This window comes from Thalassobaculum salexigens DSM 19539 (genome assembly GCF_000423805.1).
Taxonomy (GTDB): Bacteria; Pseudomonadota; Alphaproteobacteria; order Thalassobaculales; family Thalassobaculaceae; genus Thalassobaculum; species Thalassobaculum litoreum.
Genome location: NZ_KE384093.1, coordinates 2,036,423 through 2,055,350 on the forward strand (window position 1 = coordinate 2,036,423; position 18,928 = coordinate 2,055,350).

At 66.6% G+C, this 18,928-nt stretch carries 16 protein-coding genes and 1 riboswitch; of the genes, 2 read left to right on the top strand and 14 right to left on the bottom strand.

All coding sequences use genetic code 11. From position 1 onward, the window contains the following. Window positions 1-86: 86 nt before the first annotated feature. From G578_RS26365 to G578_RS0113945, 10 genes are all read right to left on the bottom strand, one after another. A complete protein-coding gene (locus G578_RS26365; RefSeq protein WP_051244790.1) occupies window positions 87-2,474 on the bottom strand; it encodes a penicillin acylase family protein in 2,388 nt (795 codons plus the stop codon). Window positions 2,475-2,513: 39 nt separating this feature from the next. Then, window positions 2,514-4,043, bottom strand: a complete 1,530-nt coding sequence (locus G578_RS0113905; RefSeq protein WP_084618880.1) for an aldehyde dehydrogenase family protein — start codon at window positions 4,041-4,043, stop codon at window positions 2,514-2,516. Then, window positions 4,040-5,230: a CaiB/BaiF CoA transferase family protein gene (locus tag G578_RS0113910; RefSeq protein ID WP_051244791.1), complete on the bottom strand. Its 1,191-nt coding sequence runs from the start codon at window positions 5,228-5,230 to the stop codon at window positions 4,040-4,042. Before G578_RS0113910 ends, G578_RS0113905 begins: the two co-directional genes overlap by 4 nt. Window positions 5,231-5,365: 135 nt before the next feature. Beyond that, on the bottom strand, window positions 5,366-5,905 hold the full coding sequence (gene ppa / locus G578_RS0113915) for an inorganic diphosphatase (protein ID WP_028794751.1): 540 nt from the start codon (window positions 5,903-5,905) through the stop codon (window positions 5,366-5,368). Between the two features lie 80 nt (window positions 5,906-5,985). Continuing rightward, entirely contained in the window at window positions 5,986-6,468 is a 483-nt protein-coding gene (locus G578_RS0113920) for an anti-virulence regulator CigR family protein (RefSeq protein ID WP_028794752.1), read from the bottom strand. Window positions 6,469-6,576: 108 nt separating this feature from the next. Next, window positions 6,577-7,374, bottom strand: a complete 798-nt coding sequence (locus G578_RS0113925; RefSeq protein WP_028794753.1) for an FAD binding domain-containing protein — start codon at window positions 7,372-7,374, stop codon at window positions 6,577-6,579. Window positions 7,375-7,415: 41 nt separating this feature from the next. Beyond that, window positions 7,416-9,791, bottom strand: coding sequence for a xanthine dehydrogenase family protein molybdopterin-binding subunit (locus G578_RS0113930; RefSeq protein ID WP_028794754.1), 2,376 nt, complete (start codon window positions 9,789-9,791; stop codon window positions 7,416-7,418). 105 nt (window positions 9,792-9,896) lie between these two features. Beyond that, window positions 9,897-10,358, bottom strand: a complete 462-nt coding sequence (locus G578_RS0113935; protein WP_028794755.1) for a (2Fe-2S)-binding protein — start codon at window positions 10,356-10,358, stop codon at window positions 9,897-9,899. Between the two features lie 313 nt (window positions 10,359-10,671). Next, window positions 10,672-11,781 carry an S-(hydroxymethyl)glutathione dehydrogenase/class III alcohol dehydrogenase gene (locus tag G578_RS0113940; protein WP_028794756.1) on the bottom strand — a complete coding sequence of 370 codons (1,110 nt, stop codon included), beginning with the start codon at window positions 11,779-11,781 and terminating at the stop codon, window positions 10,672-10,674. 65 nt (window positions 11,782-11,846) lie between these two features. Beyond that, window positions 11,847-12,623, bottom strand: a complete 777-nt coding sequence (locus G578_RS0113945; protein ID WP_342664898.1) for an SRPBCC family protein — start codon at window positions 12,621-12,623, stop codon at window positions 11,847-11,849. Window positions 12,624-12,888: 265 nt separating this feature from the next. Here G578_RS0113945 and G578_RS0113950 point away from each other — a divergent pair, with 265 nt between their 5' ends. Continuing rightward, window positions 12,889-14,280: a sodium:proton antiporter gene (locus G578_RS0113950; protein ID WP_245565612.1), complete on the top strand. Its 1,392-nt coding sequence runs from the start codon at window positions 12,889-12,891 to the stop codon at window positions 14,278-14,280. Window positions 14,281-14,367: 87 nt separating this feature from the next. Here the strand turns inward: G578_RS0113950 and G578_RS0113955 are convergent, their stop codons facing one another. Both G578_RS0113955 and G578_RS0113960 read right to left on the bottom strand, forming a co-directional pair. Then, the gene (locus G578_RS0113955) at window positions 14,368-14,994 is read right to left on the bottom strand and encodes an HD domain-containing protein (protein ID WP_051244793.1); all 627 of its coding nucleotides are present in this window, start codon (window positions 14,992-14,994) and stop codon (window positions 14,368-14,370) included. Between the two features lie 59 nt (window positions 14,995-15,053). Then, a complete protein-coding gene (locus G578_RS0113960; RefSeq protein WP_028794760.1) occupies window positions 15,054-15,890 on the bottom strand; it encodes a universal stress protein in 837 nt (278 codons plus the stop codon). A 229-nt stretch (window positions 15,891-16,119) separates the two neighbouring features. Between G578_RS0113960 and G578_RS0113965 the strand changes: the two genes are divergently transcribed. Beyond that, window positions 16,120-16,998: a branched-chain amino acid aminotransferase gene (locus G578_RS0113965; RefSeq protein WP_028794761.1), complete on the top strand. Its 879-nt coding sequence runs from the start codon at window positions 16,120-16,122 to the stop codon at window positions 16,996-16,998. On the opposite strand, the gene G578_RS0113970 is transcribed toward G578_RS0113965, so the two are convergent. Beyond that, window positions 16,977-17,909: an ABC transporter substrate-binding protein gene (locus tag G578_RS0113970; RefSeq protein ID WP_028794762.1), complete on the bottom strand. Its 933-nt coding sequence runs from the start codon at window positions 17,907-17,909 to the stop codon at window positions 16,977-16,979. The genes G578_RS0113965 and G578_RS0113970 overlap by 22 nt on opposite strands. A gap of 27 nt (window positions 17,910-17,936) precedes the next feature. After that, window positions 17,937-18,728 carry an ABC transporter permease gene (locus G578_RS0113975; RefSeq protein ID WP_051244795.1) on the bottom strand — a complete coding sequence of 264 codons (792 nt, stop codon included), beginning with the start codon at window positions 18,726-18,728 and terminating at the stop codon, window positions 17,937-17,939. Then, window positions 18,725-18,833, bottom strand: a riboswitch (TPP riboswitch). (Overlaps the previous gene by 4 nt.) Between the last annotated feature and the right edge of the window lie 95 nt (window positions 18,834-18,928).

Consider the following 18,928-nt stretch of genomic DNA (forward strand, 5'->3'; position numbering starts at 1 on the left):
AATAGACATTCTAAGTCGGCATCGCAGAAACGCCGGCCATGACCGGTTCCGGGATGAGCCTTTCCCGTCCGACGAAAGCCGATCCCTTACGGGGAGAGAGTCAGTTCGTGGGTCGGCTCTTCCTGGGCGACCAGGCGCAGGCCCTCGTTCCGCGCCCAGGCCTCGTGCCAGGTCAGGCTCATGGGCGACAGCAGGTTGCCGGACGGGCCCAGGGCGGCGACGAAGCGCGAGTTCTCCAGGTTGGCCAGATCGTAGATCACCCGCAGGCCGGCCCCGTGGCGATGGCGGAACGGATCGTCCTGCGGCCCGGAAAAGCTGCCTCGGGAGACGGTGTAGTCGCCGCCGCCGGTCGGGGTTCGGGTGGTGAGGACCTCGCCGACCACCGGTACACGGGTCCACAGCGGATGGGAGAACCAGGCCCGGTGTGCCGCTCCCCATGTCCAGGTGTCGATGCTGTTGCCGTGCAGCCGCGCCAGGAGCGTCAGCGAGTCCTCGTAGGCGCCGGCGATCATGTCGGCGCAGCTCTCGCGCTCCGGGGCCGTGCGGGTGTCGTCGCAGAAGGCGTGCTCGTCGCGCAGAACCGTCAGCAGGGTGGCGGCCCGGGCCCGGCTGTAGTCGGCCAGCAGGGGACCCAGCTCATCGGCGAACAGCCGGACGGTCAGCGCCCGCACCCAGGCGGCGAAGATCAGCGGCTCGGCCCGGTCGGCCGCCATGGTGCCGTCCCAGTCGCGCAGCAGGGCGGCGGCACGCGCCTCCAGCCCCTTGCCCTCGGCCTCGGGAAGGTGGGGCAGCATGAGCGGCAGCAGGTCCCTGGCGAACAGCGAGGCCGTATCCATCTGCATCGATGCCATCCCGGCGACGGAGCGGTCGCCGTCGGCGAGCATGTCGGCGATGCGCCGGGCTCGGTACGGCGCGTCGAAGGAACGGGCGATGAACAGGTCGGGATCGGCACCGATCACCCGCTCGTTGGCGTTCACCAGCACCCGGTCCTCCGGATCGAGCACCTGGGGCAGGGCCTCGAACGGCGCCCAGCCGGTCCAGTCGTGGGTGCCGGTCCAGCCCGGGCTGGGATAGAAGCCGTCGCCGGTGGCACGCAGCGGCACCCGACCGGCCGACACGAGTCCCATCCGGCCCGCCGTATCGGCGAAGAGCACGTTCTGCTGCGGGGCGTGGAACTTGCGCAGTGCCCGGACCATGCCGTCGACGTCGATCGCGGCACCCATGTCGAACAGCGCCTGGGAGGTGTCGTCGTCCTCGGTGAAGGAGGCCGACGCCAGGGCCAGCACCGTGCCATCCGCGGCGGCGTCTGCGGCGTCGCCCATCGCATCGGAGACGACGGGACCGTGGCGGGTCGTGCGCACCGTGTGCTCGACGGTCCCGCCGTCCACGCGGAAGCGTTCCACCCGGGTCTCGAACGGTGCGGATCCGTCCGGTGTCAGGTATCGGCTCGGATCGGCCGGATCGATGCGCTCGACGAACAGGTCCTGGGTATCGGAATGGGTGGTGGTGAAGGTCCAGGCGACCGCGCCGTTATGGCCGATCACCAGGAACGGCACGCCCGGCACGAAGGCGCCGACGCGCAGATAACCCGGCGACTCCACCCGGGCCAGCCACCACAGGTTCGGGCTCTGCAGGCCGAGATGCGGATCGCCCGCCACGATCGGCACGCCCGAGGGGGACAGCAGCCCGTCCACCGCCCAGGCGTTGGAGGCGCGGCGCGGCCGCAGGATCTCCGGCAGCATCCGATCCAGTGCGGCGAGACGGGTGCCGCCCACCAGATCAACGCCCGAGAGGTCCGGAGCGGTGAGACTGCCGTCGCTGCCCTCGAACGGGGCATAGAGCAGGTCGATCTGATCGGTGGAGAGCCCGGCCTTGAGCATCCGGGCCCGGGTGATCTCGCCGAACCAGTTGCCGGCGAGCTGCATCGACATCAGCCGCGCCCAGACCAGACTGTCCGCCGGCTCCCAGGGCTCCGGATCGATACCGGCAATGAGGAATTCCGGCGGCAGCGGGCCGGTGCGGGTCTCCAGATAGCCGTTCACCCCGGCCACGTAGCTGTCCACATGGGCCTTCGCGCGGTCCGACAGCCGACCGTAGGCGACCTCGGCGAGCCGGCGCAGGCCGAGTGTGCGCAGGAGCTTGTCGGTGGGCAGGGTGGCCTCTCCGACGATCTCGGACAGGCGGCCGGCCCCGGCGCGGCGCATCATCTCCATCTGCCACAGACGGTCCTGGGCATGGGCATAGCCGAGCGCGAAGCTGGCGTCCTGCGGGCGGGCGGCGCGGATGGTGACGGTGCCCGCCTCGTCGCGCTCGATAAGCGCGGGGGCGGCGAGGGCGGAGAGGCCGACGATCTCGCCGTCGATCTCCGGCACGGAGCCCTGGAGCCAGAACAGCCCCAGGGCGCCGATGAAGTTCAGGCCTAGAAAGACGAGGACCGCGCCGATCACCAGGCGACGGATCAGGCTGGAGCCCATACCGCTCTCCCGCTCTGTGTCTGCGCGATCCCGACGGTATCAGGTCTTGTTGAAGATGACCGTCTTCTTGTGGGTGAAGTGCTCCAGCATCGCCTCCAGCGTGGCTTCCTTGCCGAGGCCGGAATTCTTCACGCCGCCGTAGCTGAGGCCCGGCTGCACAACCAGGTTCTGGTTCACCTGGACGAAGCCGGCTTCCAGCTTCTCGGTCACGTTCAGCGCCGCGTGCAGGTCGTTGGTCCACAGGGTGGCCGCCAGCCCGTACTCGGTATCGTTCGCCGCCGCGACCACTTCGTCCAGGTCGGTCCAGCGGATGATGCAGGTGACCGGTCCGAAGATCTCCTCGCGCGACAGCCTGCTGTCGTTGGTCATCTCGGTGAACAGCACGGGGCGCACGAACAGGCCGTCCTTGAACTTCTCGTCGGTCGGCATGGCCGAGCATTCGATCGGCTTCGCGCCGGCCTCGGACTTACCGTGCTCGATATAGCCGGTGACCTTCTTGAACTGCTCCGGCGAGATGATGGTGCCGATATCGGTCTTCTCGTCCAGCGGGTCGCCCATGACCATGGCGTCGACCTGGGCGCGCAGCTTCTCCACGAAGGTGTCGTAGAGGCTGTCATGCACGAAGATGCGGCTGGCCGCCGTGCAGGACTGGCCCTGGCGGGTGAAGCGCATGCCGACCACGGCGCCGTTCAACGCCTTGTCGATATTGGCGTCGGCCATGATGATCATCGGCGACTTGCCGCCCAGCTCCAGCGTGACCGGGATCAGCTTGTCGGCGGCGGTCCTGTAGACGATCTTGCCGGTCTCCACCGAGCCGGTGAAGGTTACCTTGCCGACCTTCTTGTGCTCGACCAGCGGCGCGCCGCATTCCGGGCCGAAGCCCGACAGCATGTTGAAGATGCCCGGCGGCAGGATCGAGTTCATGATCTGGCAGACGCGCAGCACCGTCAGCGGCGCTTCCTCGGCCGACTTCACCACCACCGCGTTGCCCGCCAGCATCGCCGGGGCGATCTTCAGCGCCATCAGCAGCAGCGGCACGTTCCACGGGATGATCGCGCCGACCACGCCGATCGGCTCGCGCACCGTGATGGTGAGCATGTCCGGATGGTGCGGGACGGTCTCGCCCTTCAGCTCCGAGCCGAGACCGGCATGGAAGTGGAAGGCGTCCGCCAGGATGGAGGCTTCCACCCGGCTCTCGGTGCGCAGGGCCTTGCCGGTCTCCAGGGCGATCAGCCGGCCCAGCTCCTCGACATGCTCCTCCAGCGCCTCGGCGCATTTGTAGAGCAGCTTGCCGCGGTCGCGGGCACGCATCTTGCCCCAGGCCTTCTGCGCGGCGGCGGCATCCTCGACGGCCCGGTTCACGTCCTCCGCATCGCCGGCGGCTCCGAAGCCGATGATCTCGCCGGTCGCCGGGTAGATGACCTCGAAGGTCTTGCCCGACGCGGCCTGAACGAGCTTGCCGCCGATCAGGTGGCGGCCGCTGAGGGCCTTGGCCAGCGCGTAGGGGTCCAGGTTCGGCTCGAGCGACGGCTCCTGGCCGTAGTCGAGATCGCTCACCATCAGGTTCATTGTTCGATCTCCCTCAGAATTGCATCGCGGTCTTGGTCCAGGTTCGGAGCCGGGAGCCGCGTTGTCGGGTCCGGAAAGCCGGAAATCTTGATCGGGTTACCGACCACCTTCATCGGGCCGGTGACCGGGTCGTCCACGGTGACGACCATGTTGCGGGCCGCCGTCTGCGGATACTCGACGGCCTGGCCGATATCGTTGATCGGCCCGGCCGGCACGCCGGCGGCGTCCATCACGGTCATCCAGTGGGCGGTCGGCTGGGTCTTCAGCACCGCTTCCACTTCGGCCTCGAGTTCGGTGACGTGGGTCGCCCGCAGGTCGTTGGTGGTGTAGCGGTCGTCGGTCTTCCACTCCGGCTTGCCCAGGGCGTCGGCCATCTTGTGGAACAGTCCGTCATTGCCGGCGGCGATGATGATGTAGCCGTCCTGGGTGTTGAAAGCCTGGAACGGGGTGATCGACGGGTGCCGGGCGCCGAGCGGACCGGGCGCCTTGCCGGTCACGAAATAGCGCATGGCGGCGTTTTCCAGCAGCGCCACCTGGCAGTCGAACATGCCGATATCGACCTTGCGCGCCTCGCCGGTCATGGCGCGGCCGAACAGGGCGGACATCACGCCGATCGCGGTGAACAGGCCGGCGCCGATGTCGCCGATGGAGGTGCCGATCCGGGTCGGCGGCGATCCCTCGTGACCGGTGATGCTCATGATGCCGCCCATGCCCTGGACGACCATGTCATAGGCCGGGCGCTTCATCTCCGGGCCGGAATGGCCGAAGCCGGAGGCCGAGGCGTAGATCAGCTTGGGATACTTGGGATGGAGATCCTCCCAGCCGTAGCCGAGCTTCTCCATCGTGCCGGGGCGGAAGTTCTCGACGATGACGTCGGCCTTCGCCAGCAGCTTCTCGAAGGTGGCGCGGTCGCCGTCGTCCTTCAGGTTGAGCGCTATACTCTGCTTGCCGCGGTTGACCGACTGGAAATAGGCCGACTTGCCGTTGACGAAGGGGCCGTAGTGCCGGGCGTCGTCGCCGGTGCCGGGGGTCTCCACCTTGATCACCCGGGCGCCGAGCTCGGCCATCATCAGGGTGCAGTAGGGGCCCGCGAGAATGCGGCTCAAATCGACGACGGTGATGCCGCTGAGCGGCCCGGCCTGTTTGTCGGCCGCAGATGTCCCGGCCGCTGTCTGCTCTGCTGCCATGCGGGGCTCTCCCTTCCTGGATTACACGCTTTTGGCCGGTTTTAGACCACGGGCGGGAGGGCGACAAGCGGGCGATCTGCCGCCTGTCGCCGTCTGTCTCGATCCAGGGGAGAGAGGGGACGATCGTGCCTGTGATCAGGCCTCGGCCTTCTTCTTCGCGCTTTCGATCCCCTGGCGGATCAGTTCCATGGCTTCCTCGGCGTCGCCCCAACGGTCGACCCGTACCCACTTGCCGACCTCGAGGTCCTTGTAGTGGGTGAAGAAGTGCTTGATCTGGTCGGTCAGGATCGCCGGCAGGTCGGTCCAGGAGGCGACGTCCGAGTAGTACGGGTGCAGCTTGTCGACCGGCACGGCCAGGATCTTCTCGTCCATGCCTTCCTGGTCCTCCATGATCAGCACGCCGACGGGCCGCACGTTGATCACCGCCTTCGGCATGATCGGGTTGCTGCCGACCACCAGAACGTCCACCGGGTCGCCGTCATTGGCCAGGGTGTGCGGCACGAAGCCGTAGTTGCACGGATAGGTCATCGCGGTGTGCAGGAAGCGGTCGACGAACAGCGCGCCGCTGTCCTCGTCGAACTCGTACTTCACCGGGTCGGAGCCGAGCGATACCTCGATCAGGACGTTGACGTCGTAGGGCGGGTTCTTGCCGATGGGAATGTGGGAGATGCGCATGGGAAAGTCCCCGGGCTCGCGTGAAGTGGATTATGTTGCGCTGCGACATAGACCGCCCGCGAGCCGAGGGCAAGGCGCGATTAGTTGCGCACCACGTCTTTGAGGATGTCCGCGACGATCCGTGTCCCGATCTCGATCAGCACGACGTCGGTGCCGACGGTCTCCAGCGAATAGCCCCTCGGGATCGAGACCTGGCGCAGCAGGTCGTTCGGCGCCACCTGCTTGGCGATGCCCGGGGGCAGCGGCTTGCCGCGGGCAAGGTTCTTGGCGATGCCCGGGGGCAGCGGCTTCGCAGGCTGCGGATGGGTCTGAAAGTAGCGGGTGATCGTCGCGCGCTCGCTGTCGCTCAGCAGAATGCCCGCGAGCACGGCACCGGCCGCAGCGGCCGCCGCCACCCCGTCGGAGGTGCTGCTGGATCCGCCGCCTCCCTTGTTGCCGGGATTACCCGCATGGGCGGGCTTACCGTTGCCAGCATTGCCCGGTGCCTTGTCGTTCTTGGCCAGGGCCGGGCCGGCGAGGGCGATGGACAGGGCTGCGGCAAGGGCGATTGGCTTGAAAGCCATGGGGGTGTCTCCTGAAAGCTCAAACGCTTGACGATATCACACACGCCAAAGCAACGGGCCGGTTCCACTGATAGAACCGGCCCGGCCTTCAGAAATTCCGATAGACGGTCAGGAAAGTGCCGCGACCGCGCGCTTGGCCATCACGGTGATCAGGTGCGAGCGGTACTCCGCACTGGCATGGATGTCCGAGTTCAGCGTGTCGGCATCCACGGCCACGTCGGCAATGGCGTCGGCCGACAGGTTGGAGGACAGCGCGCTCTCCATCTCCGGTACCCGGAACACGCCGTCCTGGCCCGCTCCGGTGACCGCGACCTTTACGCCGCCGCCGGTCTTGGCCACGAACACGCCGACCAGGGCATAGCGCGAGGCCGGGTTGATGAACTTCTGGTAGGCCGCCTTCTCCGGCTTGGGAAAGGACACCGAGACGATCATCTCGCCCTCGTCCAGCGCGGTCTCGAACAGGCCGGTGAAGAACTCGTCCGCCGGTACCTCGCGCTTGTCAGTCTTGATGGTGGCACCGAGCGCCATACAGGCCGCGGGATAGTCCGCCGCCGGGTCGTTGTTGGCCACCGAGCCGCCGATGGTGCCGCGGTTGCGGACCTGCGGGTCGCCGATGCCGCTGGCAAGGGCGGCCAGGGCCGGGATCGCCGACTGGACCTCGGCGGACTTGGCGACGGCGCCGTGGGTCGTCATCGCACCGATGGTGACGGTATCCCCGGACACGGCGATGCCGTGGAGCTCGCCGATGCCCCCCAGATCGACCAGATCCGACGGCTGGGCCAGACGCTGCTTCAGCGTCGGCACCAGCGTCATGCCGCCGGCCACGAAGGTACCGTCCTCGGCCCCGCTGCGGGCGGCGACCGCATCGGCGACGGACGACGGCTTGTGATAGGCGAAATCGTACATGGCTTGTGTCTCCTGTAACCCTTGGTCAGGTCATCTGTCGTCTATTCGGCGGCGACGGCGGGGGAGGCGGCCTTGAGGGCCTTCCACACCGTCTGCGGGCTTGCGGGCATCGGCATGTCGTGTACGCCCAAATCCCAGAGCGCGTCGACCACCGCGTTGATCACCGCCGGCGGCGAGCCGATGGCTCCGACCTCGCCGCACCCCTTCACCCCAAGGGAGTTATGGGCGCACAGCGTGATTTCGGTGCCGGCCGAGAAGCTGGGGAAGTTATCGGCCCGCGGCATGCAGTAGTCCATGTAGGAACCGGTCACCAGCTGTCCGTCGGCGTCGTAGACGCAGCCTTCCAGCAGGGCCTGGCCGATTCCCTGGGCGAGGCCGCCATGGATCTGGCCTTCCACGATCATCGGGTTGATGACCCGCCCGACATCGTCCACTGCGGTCATCCGCTGCACGGAGACGACTCCGGTATCGGGGTCGACCTCCACTTCGCAGATATGGCAGCCGCCGGGGAAGGTGAAGTTCAGCGGATCGTAGAACGCCTTCTCGTCCAGCCCGGGCTCCAGCTCATCGTGCGGGAAGTTGTGCGGGACGTAGGCGGCCAGCGCGACCTCGCCGAACGCCATCGAGCGGTCGGTGCCGGCGACGGTGAAGGTGCCGTCCTTGAACTCGATGTCGCTTTCCGACGCCTCCAGGATATGGGCGGCGATCTTCTTGGCCTTGTTCACCACCTTGTCCATGGCCTTCATGATCGCCTCGCCACCGACGGCCAGCGAGCGCGAGCCGTAGGTGCCCATGCCGAACTGCACCTTGTTGGTGTCGCCGTGGCTGATCTCGATATTCGACATCGGCAGACCGAGCCGTTCGCACACGAGCTGGGCGAAGGTGGTCTCGTGGCCCTGGCCGTGACTGTGCGAGCCGGTGAAGACCGTCACCGAGCCGGTCGGGTGCACCCGCACTTCGGCCGACTCGTAGAGACCGGCGCGGGCGCCGAGCGAGCCGACGACGGCCGACGGCGCGATGCCGCAGGCCTCCAGATAGGTGGAGTAGCCGATGCCGCGGCGCTTGCCCCTGGCCTCCGACTCTTTGCGCCGCGCCTCGAAGCCGGCGACGTCGTGCACGGACTCCGCCTTGTCCAGGGTCGCGGTGTAGTTGCCGCTGTCGTATTGCAGCGCCACCGGCGTCTGGTAGGGGAAGGCGTCGGCCGGGATGAAGTTTGCCCGGCGGATATCGGTCTGGCTCATGCCCATCTCGCGGGCGCATTTGGCCACCAACCGCTCCAGCAGGTAGGTCGCCTCCGGCCGTCCGGCACCGCGATACGCGTCCACCGGCACCGTGTTGGTGAAGATCGCCTTCACATTGCAGTAGATCAGCGGCGTCGAATACACGCCGGCCAGCAGCGTGGCGTAGAGATATGTCGGAACGCAGGGGGCAAAGGTGGACAGATAGGCGCCCATATTCGCCTTGGTCTCGACTTTCAGCGCCAGGAACTTGCCCTCGCTGTCCATCGCCATCTTGGCCTTGGAGATGTGGTCGCGGCCATGGGCGTCGGAGATGAAGGCGTCCGAGCGGTCGCAGGTCCACTTGATCGGCCGGCCGACCCGCGGGGCCGCCCAGGTGACGATCGCCTCCTCGGCATAGTGATAGATCTTCGAGCCGAACCCGCCGCCCACATCGGGGGCGACAACCCGCAGCTTGTGCTCGGGAATCGACAGGACGAAGGCACCCATCAGCAGCCGGATCACGTGCGGGTTCTGGCTGGTGGTGAACAGGGTGTACTCGTCGGTCGACCGGTCGTACTCACCGACCGCCGCCCGCGGCTCCATCGCGTTGGGGATCAGGCGGTTGTTGACGATGTCGATCTCGGTGACGTGATGGGCCTTGGCGAAGGCCTCGTCGATCTGCGCCTCGTCGCCGATCTCCCAGTCGTAGCAGAGGTTCGTGCCGATCTCGTCATGCACCAGAGACTTGCCGGCCAGGGCGTCGTTCATGTGCACGACGGCCGGAAGCTCTCCGTAGTCGACGGCGATCAGCTCGGCCGCGTCCTTGGCCTGGGCGTAGGTCTCGGCGATCACCACGGCCACAGGGTCGCCCACATGGCGCACCTTGCCCTTGGCCAGCGGCGGGTGCGGCGGCTCGTGCATCGGCGAGCCGTCCTTGGAATGCACCTGCCAGCCGCAGGGCAGCCCGCCGGTCTCCATATCCGCGCCGGTAAAGACCGCCAGCACGCCCGGCGCCGAGGTGGCGGCACCGGTGTCGACGCTGTTGAGCGTGGCATGGGCGTGGGAGCTGCGCAGGATATAGGCGTAGGTCTGGTTGGGACGGTTGATGTCGTCGGTATAGTTGCCGCGACCGGTCAGGAACCGCTTGTCTTCGACGCGCTTCACGGCCGCGCCGATGCCGGTACCTCCCTCAGGCATGCTCTCTCTCCCTAGTCGCCGGTCCCCTTGTTCTTTTTCTGACAAGGGGTTGCCGGACATTGTTTCGAGATCAGTCTAAGCGAACCACGCGAGTCGCCGGTCCGGTCACATCGTCTGCTGGGCCTGCTGGATCGACTTCACGATGTTGTGGTAGCCGGTGCAGCGGCAGATGTTGCCTTCGAGCCACTCGCGGATTTCGTGCTCGCTGGCCTTCGGGTTCTTCTTCACCAGATCGACCGCGCTCATCACCATGCCCGGGGTGCAGAAGCCGCACTGCAGGCCGTGGTTGTCGCGGAAGGCTTCCTGCATCGGGTGCAGGGTATCGCCGTCGGCAAGGCCTTCGATGGTGGTGACCTCGGCGCCCTCGGCCTGGACGGCCAGAAGGGTGCAGGACTTCATGCTGTCGCCGTTCACATGGACGACGCAGGCGCCGCACTGGCTGGTGTCGCAGCCGACATGGGTGCCGGTCAGTCGGAGATTCTCGCGCAGGAACTGAACGAGCAGGGTCCGGCCCTCGACCTCGCCGGAGACCTTCTTGCCGTTCACCGTCATGGATACCGTGGGCATGCCCTTATACTCCCTCGTGAAGCAGTCGACTGGTTTGGTTGGCAGGGGGCGTTTTGGCGTTCCCGTATACGGTGCCGCCCCTCTCTGGGTGCAGTCTCATTCCCCGCCCGCCCAAGGTCAAGCGGCGAGGCCGCGATGCGGGTGCCCCGTTATGTCGCGCCGGCTTGTCGGGGTGTGCCACCAACCTTCCTCCTCTCAAACACTCCCCGGATTTATTCCGGGGAGTGAGGTAAGGGGAGGGGGCGAAACGAAAATGGCCGCCGGAGTGCTCCCGGCGGCCATCGATCAATGTGGAGATCAGAAGGAAGAGCCCTCAGTACACCACGACGCTGCGGATCGACTTGCCCTCGTGCATCAGGTGGAAGCCCTCGTTGATCTCGTCGAGCGGCATGGTGTGGGTGATGAGGGAGTCGATATCAATCTTCCCGTCCATGTACCAGTCGACGATCTTCGGCACGTCGGTGCGGCCGCGGGCCCCGCCGAAGGCCGTGCCGCGCCAGGACCGGCCGGTGACCAGTTGGAATGGGCGGGTGGAGATCTCCTGGCCGGCGCCGGCGACGCCGATGATGATGCTCTCGCCCCAGCCCTTATGGGCGCATTCCAGGGCCTGGCGCATGGTGGTGACGTTGCCGATGCACTCGAAGGAGTAATCGGCCCCGCCGCCGGTCAGCTCCACCAGGTGGCCGACGATATCGCCGTCGATCTCCTTGGGATTGACGAAGTGGGTCATGCCGAACTGCTCGCCCAGCGCCTTGCGCGCCGGGTTCAGGTCCACGCCCACGATCATGTTGGCACCGACCATCTTGGCGCCCTGGATCACATTCAGGCCGATGCCGCCGAGACCGAAGACGACGACGTTGGAGCCCGGCTCGACCTTGGCGGTGTTCACCACGGCGCCGATACCCGTGGTCACGCCGCAGCCGATGTAGCAGATCTTGTCGAACGGCGCGTCCTGGCGGACCTTCGCCAGCGCGATCTCCGGCAGCACCGTGTGGTTGGCGAAGGTCGAGCAGCCCATGTAGTGGAACAGCGGCTTGCCATCGAGCGAGAACCGCGAGCTGCCGTCCGGCATCAGGCCCTGGCCCTGGGTGACGCGGATCTTCTGGCACAGGTTGGTCTTCGGATTCAGGCAGTACTCGCACTCCCGGCATTCCGGGGTGTAGAGCGGGATCACGTGGTCGCCCTTCTTCAGGGTCTTCACGCCGGGGCCGACATCGACGACGACGCCCGCCCCCTCATGGCCGAGGATCGAGGGGAAAATGCCTTCCGGGTCGCCGCCCGACAGGGTGAAGGCGTCGGTATGGCAGATACCGGTGGCCTTGACCTCGACCAGGACCTCGCCCTCCTTCGGGCCATCCAGGTCGACGTCGCAGATCTCCAGCGGCTTGCCGGCGGCGAAAGCGACGGCGGCGCGTGTCTTCATGGTTTCCCCCTCGGGCTCGGCGGCAACGGATCCGGGTCTTGGTGCCCGGTCCTCATCGTGTCGGATCAGGCGTTCGCTGTGACGACAAGCAGCACGGTGGCGGCGGCCAGGGCCACCCAGGAAAGGGCGGCGGCCCAATGCAGGCCGTCGTAGACGTTCTCGGCGGGAATCCCGAGGCGCTTCATCTCTTCGCTACGCGGGTCGGCGGTTTCGGTCACGGCATGGTCCTCCTTCTTGGCAGGGGCAGATTTGGGAGCGGCCGCCGCGGTCTGGGCGCCGGCGGGCTTCGCGTCGGACGCCGGGGTTTCGGCGGCCGGCGCGGCGGCAGCGTCGCCGGGTGCGCGTTCCGAGGCGATTTCCTTGAATTTCTCGAAGAAGTCGTTGGCGTATTTCTTCGCCGTCGAATCGATCAGCCGGCTGCCGATCGCGGCGAGTTTTCCGCCGACGCTTGCATTGACCTCATAGGTCAGGATGGTGGCGGGGGCGCCGTCCTCGGTGGTTTCCTCGAGGTTGACCTTGGCCCCGCCCTTGGCGAAGCCGGCGGCGCCGCCCTTGCCTTCGCCGACGATCGTGTAGCTGACCGGCGGATTGAGATCCTGGAGCTCGACCGCGCCGGCGAATTTCGCCTTCACCGGGCCGACCTTGGCGGAGACCTTCGCGGTGAAACCATGTTCACCGGTCTTCTCGATTTCCTCACAGCCCGGAATGCATTCCTTCAGCACGTCCGGATCGTTCAGCGCCTCCCAAACCGTCTGGCGGGGAGCGGGGATGATCTGTTTGCCGGTCATGTCCATCGGGACGATCTCCTCGGTCGGCGGGCTGTCGTCGCAGTCACGTATCACACGGGATCTATCATGATTGCGCGCGGCTTGTCACCGACCCGGCGGTGTGTCAGTTCGGGCGCATCCGGGGTTTCGGCGGCGTGGGGCATCGGGCATACTCGCGCGCTTTTAAAGGCCGGTGTCCGAGCATCGGCGGGGTATCGGTCGCGAAGACGCCGTGGGAGGACGAACGAGGATGCCGAAGACGTTGATTGGCGGAAGTTGGGCGATTGGCCGGAACGGGGCGCGCCATTTATTCAGATCCGTGCCGGCGGCGATGGCCCTGATGGCGCTCAGCGCCGGGTCGGCCATGGCGGCGGGCGAGGGGGCGCCGCATCTGAACGGCGCCGAGCTCAATCTCCTCTGGGTGATCCCCTTCGCCGGCATCCTGCTGTCCATCGCCATCTTTCCGCTGGTGGCCGGTGAGTTCTGGCACCATCACTTCGGCAAGATCTCGGCACTCTGGGCACTGTCCTTCCTGGTGCCCTTCGCGCTGATCTTCGGGTTCGACCTCGCCCTGTACGAGGTCATCCATGTCGGGCTGCTGGAGTACATCCCCTTCATCATTCTGCTGCTGTCGCTGTTCACCGTCGCCGGCGGCGTCCGGGTGACGGGCACCCTGCGCGGCACGCCGGAGATGAACACCGGCATCCTGCTGCTCGGCACGGTGATCGCGAGCTGGATGGGAACCACCGGCGCGGCCATGCTGCTGATCCGGCCGATCCTGAACGCCAACGAGGACCGCAAGCACAAGGTCCACGTCGTCGTGTTCTTCATCTTCCTCGTGGCCAATGTCGGCGGCTCGCTGACGCCGCTCGGGGATCCGCCGCTGTTCCTTGGATTCCTGAAGGGCGTGTCGTTCTTCTGGCCGACCACGCATATGCTGGCGCCGATGGCGCTGGTCTCGGTAATCCTGTTGGTGCTGTTCTACGGGATCGACAAGTACTTCTGGGCCAAGGAGAGCGAGGAGGTCCGGGCGGTTCCGAGCACGGCGGGCGAAAAAATCGCTCTGGAGGGCAAGTTCAATATTCTGCTGCTCGCCGGCGTGGTCGGCGCGGTCCTGCTGTCCGGCGTGTGGAAGCCGGGCATCAGCCTCGTGATCTACCATGTGCCGTGGGATATCCAGAATATCGTCCGCGACGTCCTGCTGCTGGCGATCGCCTTCATCTCCTGGAAGGTCACCAGCCTGGAGAGTCGCCTGGCCAACGGGTTCACCTGGTTCCCGATCCTGGAGGTGGCCAAGCTGTTCGCCGGCATCTTCCTGACCATCATTCCGGCGATCGCGATTCTGAAGGCGGGCACCGACGGTTCCCTGCGCGACGTGGTGTCGGCGGTGTCGACGGAGACGGGAGAGCCGGTGAATATGGCCTATTTCTGGCTGACCGGCATTCTGTCGTCCTTCCTGGATAACGCACCGACTTACCTGGTGTTCTTCAACACCGCCGGCGGCGACGCCCAGGAGCTGATGGGGCCGATGGCCAACACCCTGCTGGCGATCTCCGCCGGTGCGGTGTTCATGGGCGCCAACTCCTATATCGGCAACGCACCGAACTTCATGGTCAAGGCCATCGCCGAGGAGCGTGGCATCGCGATGCCGAGCTTCTTCGGATATATGATCTGGTCGGGTTTGATCCTGATGCCGATCTTCCTCCTGATCAGCTTCGTGTTCTTCGCCTGACGGGGCGTCGACACGACGGCATGAAAAAAGGCCGGGCGCCCTCGAGGGGAGCTCGGCCTTTCCTTTTAGGTCCTGCGGTAGACCCCGTCAGGCGGTGAGGGAAGTCGTCTCCCCCTCACGGATCACGGCCGGATCGTACGCCTTGCGGGCAAAGACGGCGCGGACCATCGGCTCGAAATGCTCCAGCGGCGGGGTCGGGTAGGTGGGGTCGAAAGAGGCCTGGTCCCAGCGCTCGCAGAAGTCGGCACAGAGCTGGAAGCACGGGTGGTCCCGGAACCGGTCGCGGGCGTCGCGGTCCCAGCCGTAGTGATGGGCGTAGTAGAGCATCTGGAAGATCCCGTGATGCTCGACCACCCAGCTCACGTCCCAGCGCACGAACGGTCGGATCACCTCCGCCGCCATGCGGTCGTGGTTCTGCGGAGCGAGGGCGTCGCCGATGTCGTGCAGCAGGGCGCCGACGATCCAGTCGATATCGGCCCCATCCGCCTCGGCCCGGGCGGCTGACTGCAGACCGTGCTCCAGCCGGCTGATCTTGTAGCCCTCCAGGGTCTGCTCGCCCTGGCGGCGCAGCTCTGCCAGGAGCCGGTCCGCCGTTCCCGACTGATAGGCATGTTCGTGCTCGGCCAGAAGCAGATAGTCCTCGCGCGTGCCATCCTTCATCTGGGTGAAAGAGACCTTACGCGCCGTGCCGTCCCCGGTCGTGCCGCCGTCCATGTGGATCCTCCTCGGTTCGGTCGAGGGGTGCCCCCGACCCGGTCGGTGAGACAGTGCGATCAGTGGGACATCAGGACCGGGCGGTCCAGGTGGTGCAGCACATATTCGGATACCCCACCCATCAGCAGCTCGCGCCAGCGCGCCCGGCTGTAGGCGCCCATCACGAGCAGATCGCAGTCATAGGCCGCGGCGCGGGTCAGGAGCTGTTCCCCAATATTGCCCTCGTCGTGAATGTCGGTATGCACGGTCGCCTTCACGCCGTGCATCGAGAGGTACCGGCCGATCCCAACGCCCTTGAGCGACTGGGCTTCCTCCTCCTCGGTGAAGACATGCACGTCCTCGGCTTCGAGCAGGAACGGCATGGCCTCGCGCACCGCACGGCTGGCCTCCTTGCAGTTGCGCCAGCCGACGGCGACGCGCTTGCCGACCCTGCGGCCGGGTGCCCAGAACTCCTCCTCATGGGGCAGGACCAGGGTGGCGCACCCGGCCTCGAGCGCGATCTCCTCGGGATGGTGCAGGGCGATGTTGCTGGTCACGCCTTTCGGCGGTGCCTGAGAGACGATGACCAGGTCGCTCAGATGGGCGTATTCGGCCAGCTTCTCGACGTGATCGCCCTCGGTCTGATGATAGGCGTGGCCGACATCGACCTTGGCGAAGCGCTCATCCAGTTCCTGGCGGATCGCCTCGGCCTTCTTCTTGGCGATGTCCCGCTGCTCGGCCAGAAACACATTCGAGGCGGCCCGGCCGGCGGCCCCGGCGGGCATGGCGACGGGGGCCGTGTTGTAGAGAACGTCGAGGTGTCCGGAGAACCGGGTTGTCAACTGGATGGCGAGTTCCAGGCGATCCCTGTGCCTGTCGTCGTTCGCCATGTGACAGAGGATCGATTTGATCGCCATCGGGCCGTCTCCGGTTCGGTTTCTTATGGTTCAACTGCGGGCCGAAACCCTAACGGGCGCGCCGGTTCGAGGCAATGCGGCGCTGTGTGCCCTGCGCCGTTTTCCCGGGCGGTTGTCACCCTGACACCGCGTTGGCGCAAAGCCTTTTGCGAAAATCGGTATGGAACACTGACCTAAAATAGGACAGAAATCCTGACATAATAATTTTATGTCCCACAGGAGGATCGTTATGGAAGGTGTGTTCTGGTATGGCGACGAATGGCGCAATGAACAGCCGCTGGTGTCGGGGCCGCTCGATCTGGCGTTCTGGTCGGGCAACACGGTTTTCGACGGTGCCAGGGCGATCGCCGGCTGCGCGCCCGATCTCGACCGGCATTGCGCACGTCTGATCAGGTCGGCCGCGGCGATCGGCATGACCTGCCCGCTGACGGCCGAAGAGGTTCACCGGCTCTGCATCGAGGGGCTGGAGTTGCTGCCGGCCGACAAGGACTACTACCTTCGGCCGATGGTGTTCTGCAGCGGCGGCTCGATCCTGCCGGAGACCGGCGATATCCGCTTCACCCTGGCGATCTTCGAGGCGCCGATGCCGCCGGAGAACGCCGGCAAGGCGACGATGACGTCGATCCGCCGGCCCGCCCCCGACCAGGCGCCGACCGACGCCAAGGCCGGCTGTCTGTATCCGAACTCCCAGCGCGCCCGGCGCGAGGCGATGGCGAAAGGGTTCTCCCTCGGCGTGGTCCGCGATCACGACGGCAACGTGGCCGAGTTCAGTCATGCGAATCTATGGCTCGCCAAGGACGGGGTGGCGATCACGCCGAAGCCGAACGGCACGTTCCTTGACGGGATCACCAAGAACCGGGTCGCTTCCCTGCTTGCGGGCGCCGGTATCGACGTGGTCCAGCGCACCGTGACCCCGGCCGATCTCGACGAAGCCGACGAGATCTTCACGACCGGTAACATGGGCAAAGTGCAGACCGTGACCGGCTGGGAGGCGCGGGACCTTCAGCCGGGGCCGATCTTCCGCGCCGCCCGCGATCTCTACGCGGCCCATATCGAGGCGAGCCGCGTGCCGAGCGCCGGCAGCGCCTACCGCAGGGCGGTGGCGTAGCTCTCCACCGGCGGGGTGGTCTCGATCAGCCCCGCCGCCTTCATGAAGGCCGCGAAACGTTCGTAGCGGCCGATATCGAGGGCGGCGGGCCGCAGGGCGAAGCGGGGCAGGGTGTCCCGCCAGGCCCGACGGTTCAGCTCGTCGTCCAGATCCGGGTTCAGCTCGATGAATTTCTGCCACGAGTCGTCCGGATGGTTGATCAGGTACTGGGTGCCGACCTCGATCGCGTTGAGAAAGCGCTTCAGACGCGGATCGCCCACAAGCTTCTTGTTGGTCAGATAGATCAGCTCGTCATAGGGCGGCACGCCGTGCTCTTCGACATAGAAGGCACGGCCGGGCCTGCCGACGATATCCATCTGGTTCAGCTCGAAATTCCGATAGGCGCCGATCACCGCGTCCACCTGGCCGGAGATCAGGGCCGGGGACAGCGAGAAGTTCACGTTTACCAGCTCGTAGTCGTCCTTGCCCAGCCCGGCGTTCTTGAGGACCGCGCCCAGCACCGCGTGCTCGAAGCCGCCGACGGAGAAGCCGATCTTGCGGCCTTTCAGGTCGGCGATTTCCTTGATCGGGCCGTCCTCCAGCACCACCAGCGTGTTCAGCGGCGTGGCGACCAGCGTGCCGAACCGCACCAGAGGCAGGCCGACATCCGCCTGGATATGGAGTTGCGGCTGGTAGGAGATGGCGACCTCCGCCTTTCCGGCGGCGACCAGCTTCGGCGGGTCGTTCGGATCGGCCGGGGCGATCATCTCCACCTCGAGCCCCTCCGCCTCAAAGGCGCCGATGGCCTCGGCGACGAAGAGCGGGGCGTGATCCGGGTTCACGAACCAGTCTAGCAGGACGGTCAGCTTGTCGGCCGCCCGCGCCGGTGTGGCGAGGGTAAGCGCGAGTAGCAGGGCGAGCAGGAAGCGCATGCGTTTCTCTCCGATTGGCATGTTTGGTCAGGACTCGGCCTCGCCGGGCTGCCAGGCCACGGCGCGGCGCAGGAGGGCATCGACGATGGCGTAGAGCGCCACCGCCATGAGGGCGAGGGTGAGGAGGGCGGCGAACATCAGGTCGATCTGCAGCCGCGCATTGGCGTGCAGCATCAGGTAGCCGAGACCCGCGGACGACCCGACCCACTCGCCGACCACCGCGCCGATCGGCGCGACGGCGGTCGCGACCCGCAGGCCGGACGCGAAGGCGGGCAGGGCGGCCGGCAGCCGCACCCGGCGGAACAGCCGCGTCCCGGAGCAACCCAGCGACCGCGCGGCCTCCAGCCACAGCGGATCGACCCGGCGCAGCCCGTCATACAGGGCGGAAGTGACGGGAAAGAAGATGATGAGCGCGGCCATGGCGACCTTGCTGGCCATGCCGTAGCCGAGCCACAGCACCAGGATCGGCGCCAGCGCGAAGACCGGGATCGCCTGGCTGATCACCAGGATCGGGAGCAGCCAGGGCCGCAGGCGGCGCCATTCCGACAGCATCACCGCCGTCGCGAGCCCGACCAGCACCCCGATCATCAGGCCCAGCACGATCTCCAGCATGGTGATGCCGGCATGATGCAGGATGGTCGGCGCGCGTTTCACCCAGGTCGCGGCGACCTCGGCCGGCCCCGGCAGGATGAAGGCGGGCACGCCGCTCAGCCAGACGACCAGTTGCCAGGCCATGATCAGACCGGCGGCGATGGCGAGCGGCCGCAACCGTTTCACGAGGGGACTGTCTGACGAATAGGCGGGTGCGCTCGCGCGCATGCAAGCCTCCTTGCTCCCTACGCCGGTACAAACCGGATCAGGTTCCTGGGGTCGTCCGAAGATCGGACCTCTCAGCCGCTGGATGCGGCTCCCCCGAAGTGGCGAGGCGGAGAATGGACCGGGCGGGCGGACTTGGCAATCCGCGATCTGATCGATTGGGCTCTCGCCACTTGGCAACCGGCTGTGCGCGCTCCAGAGTC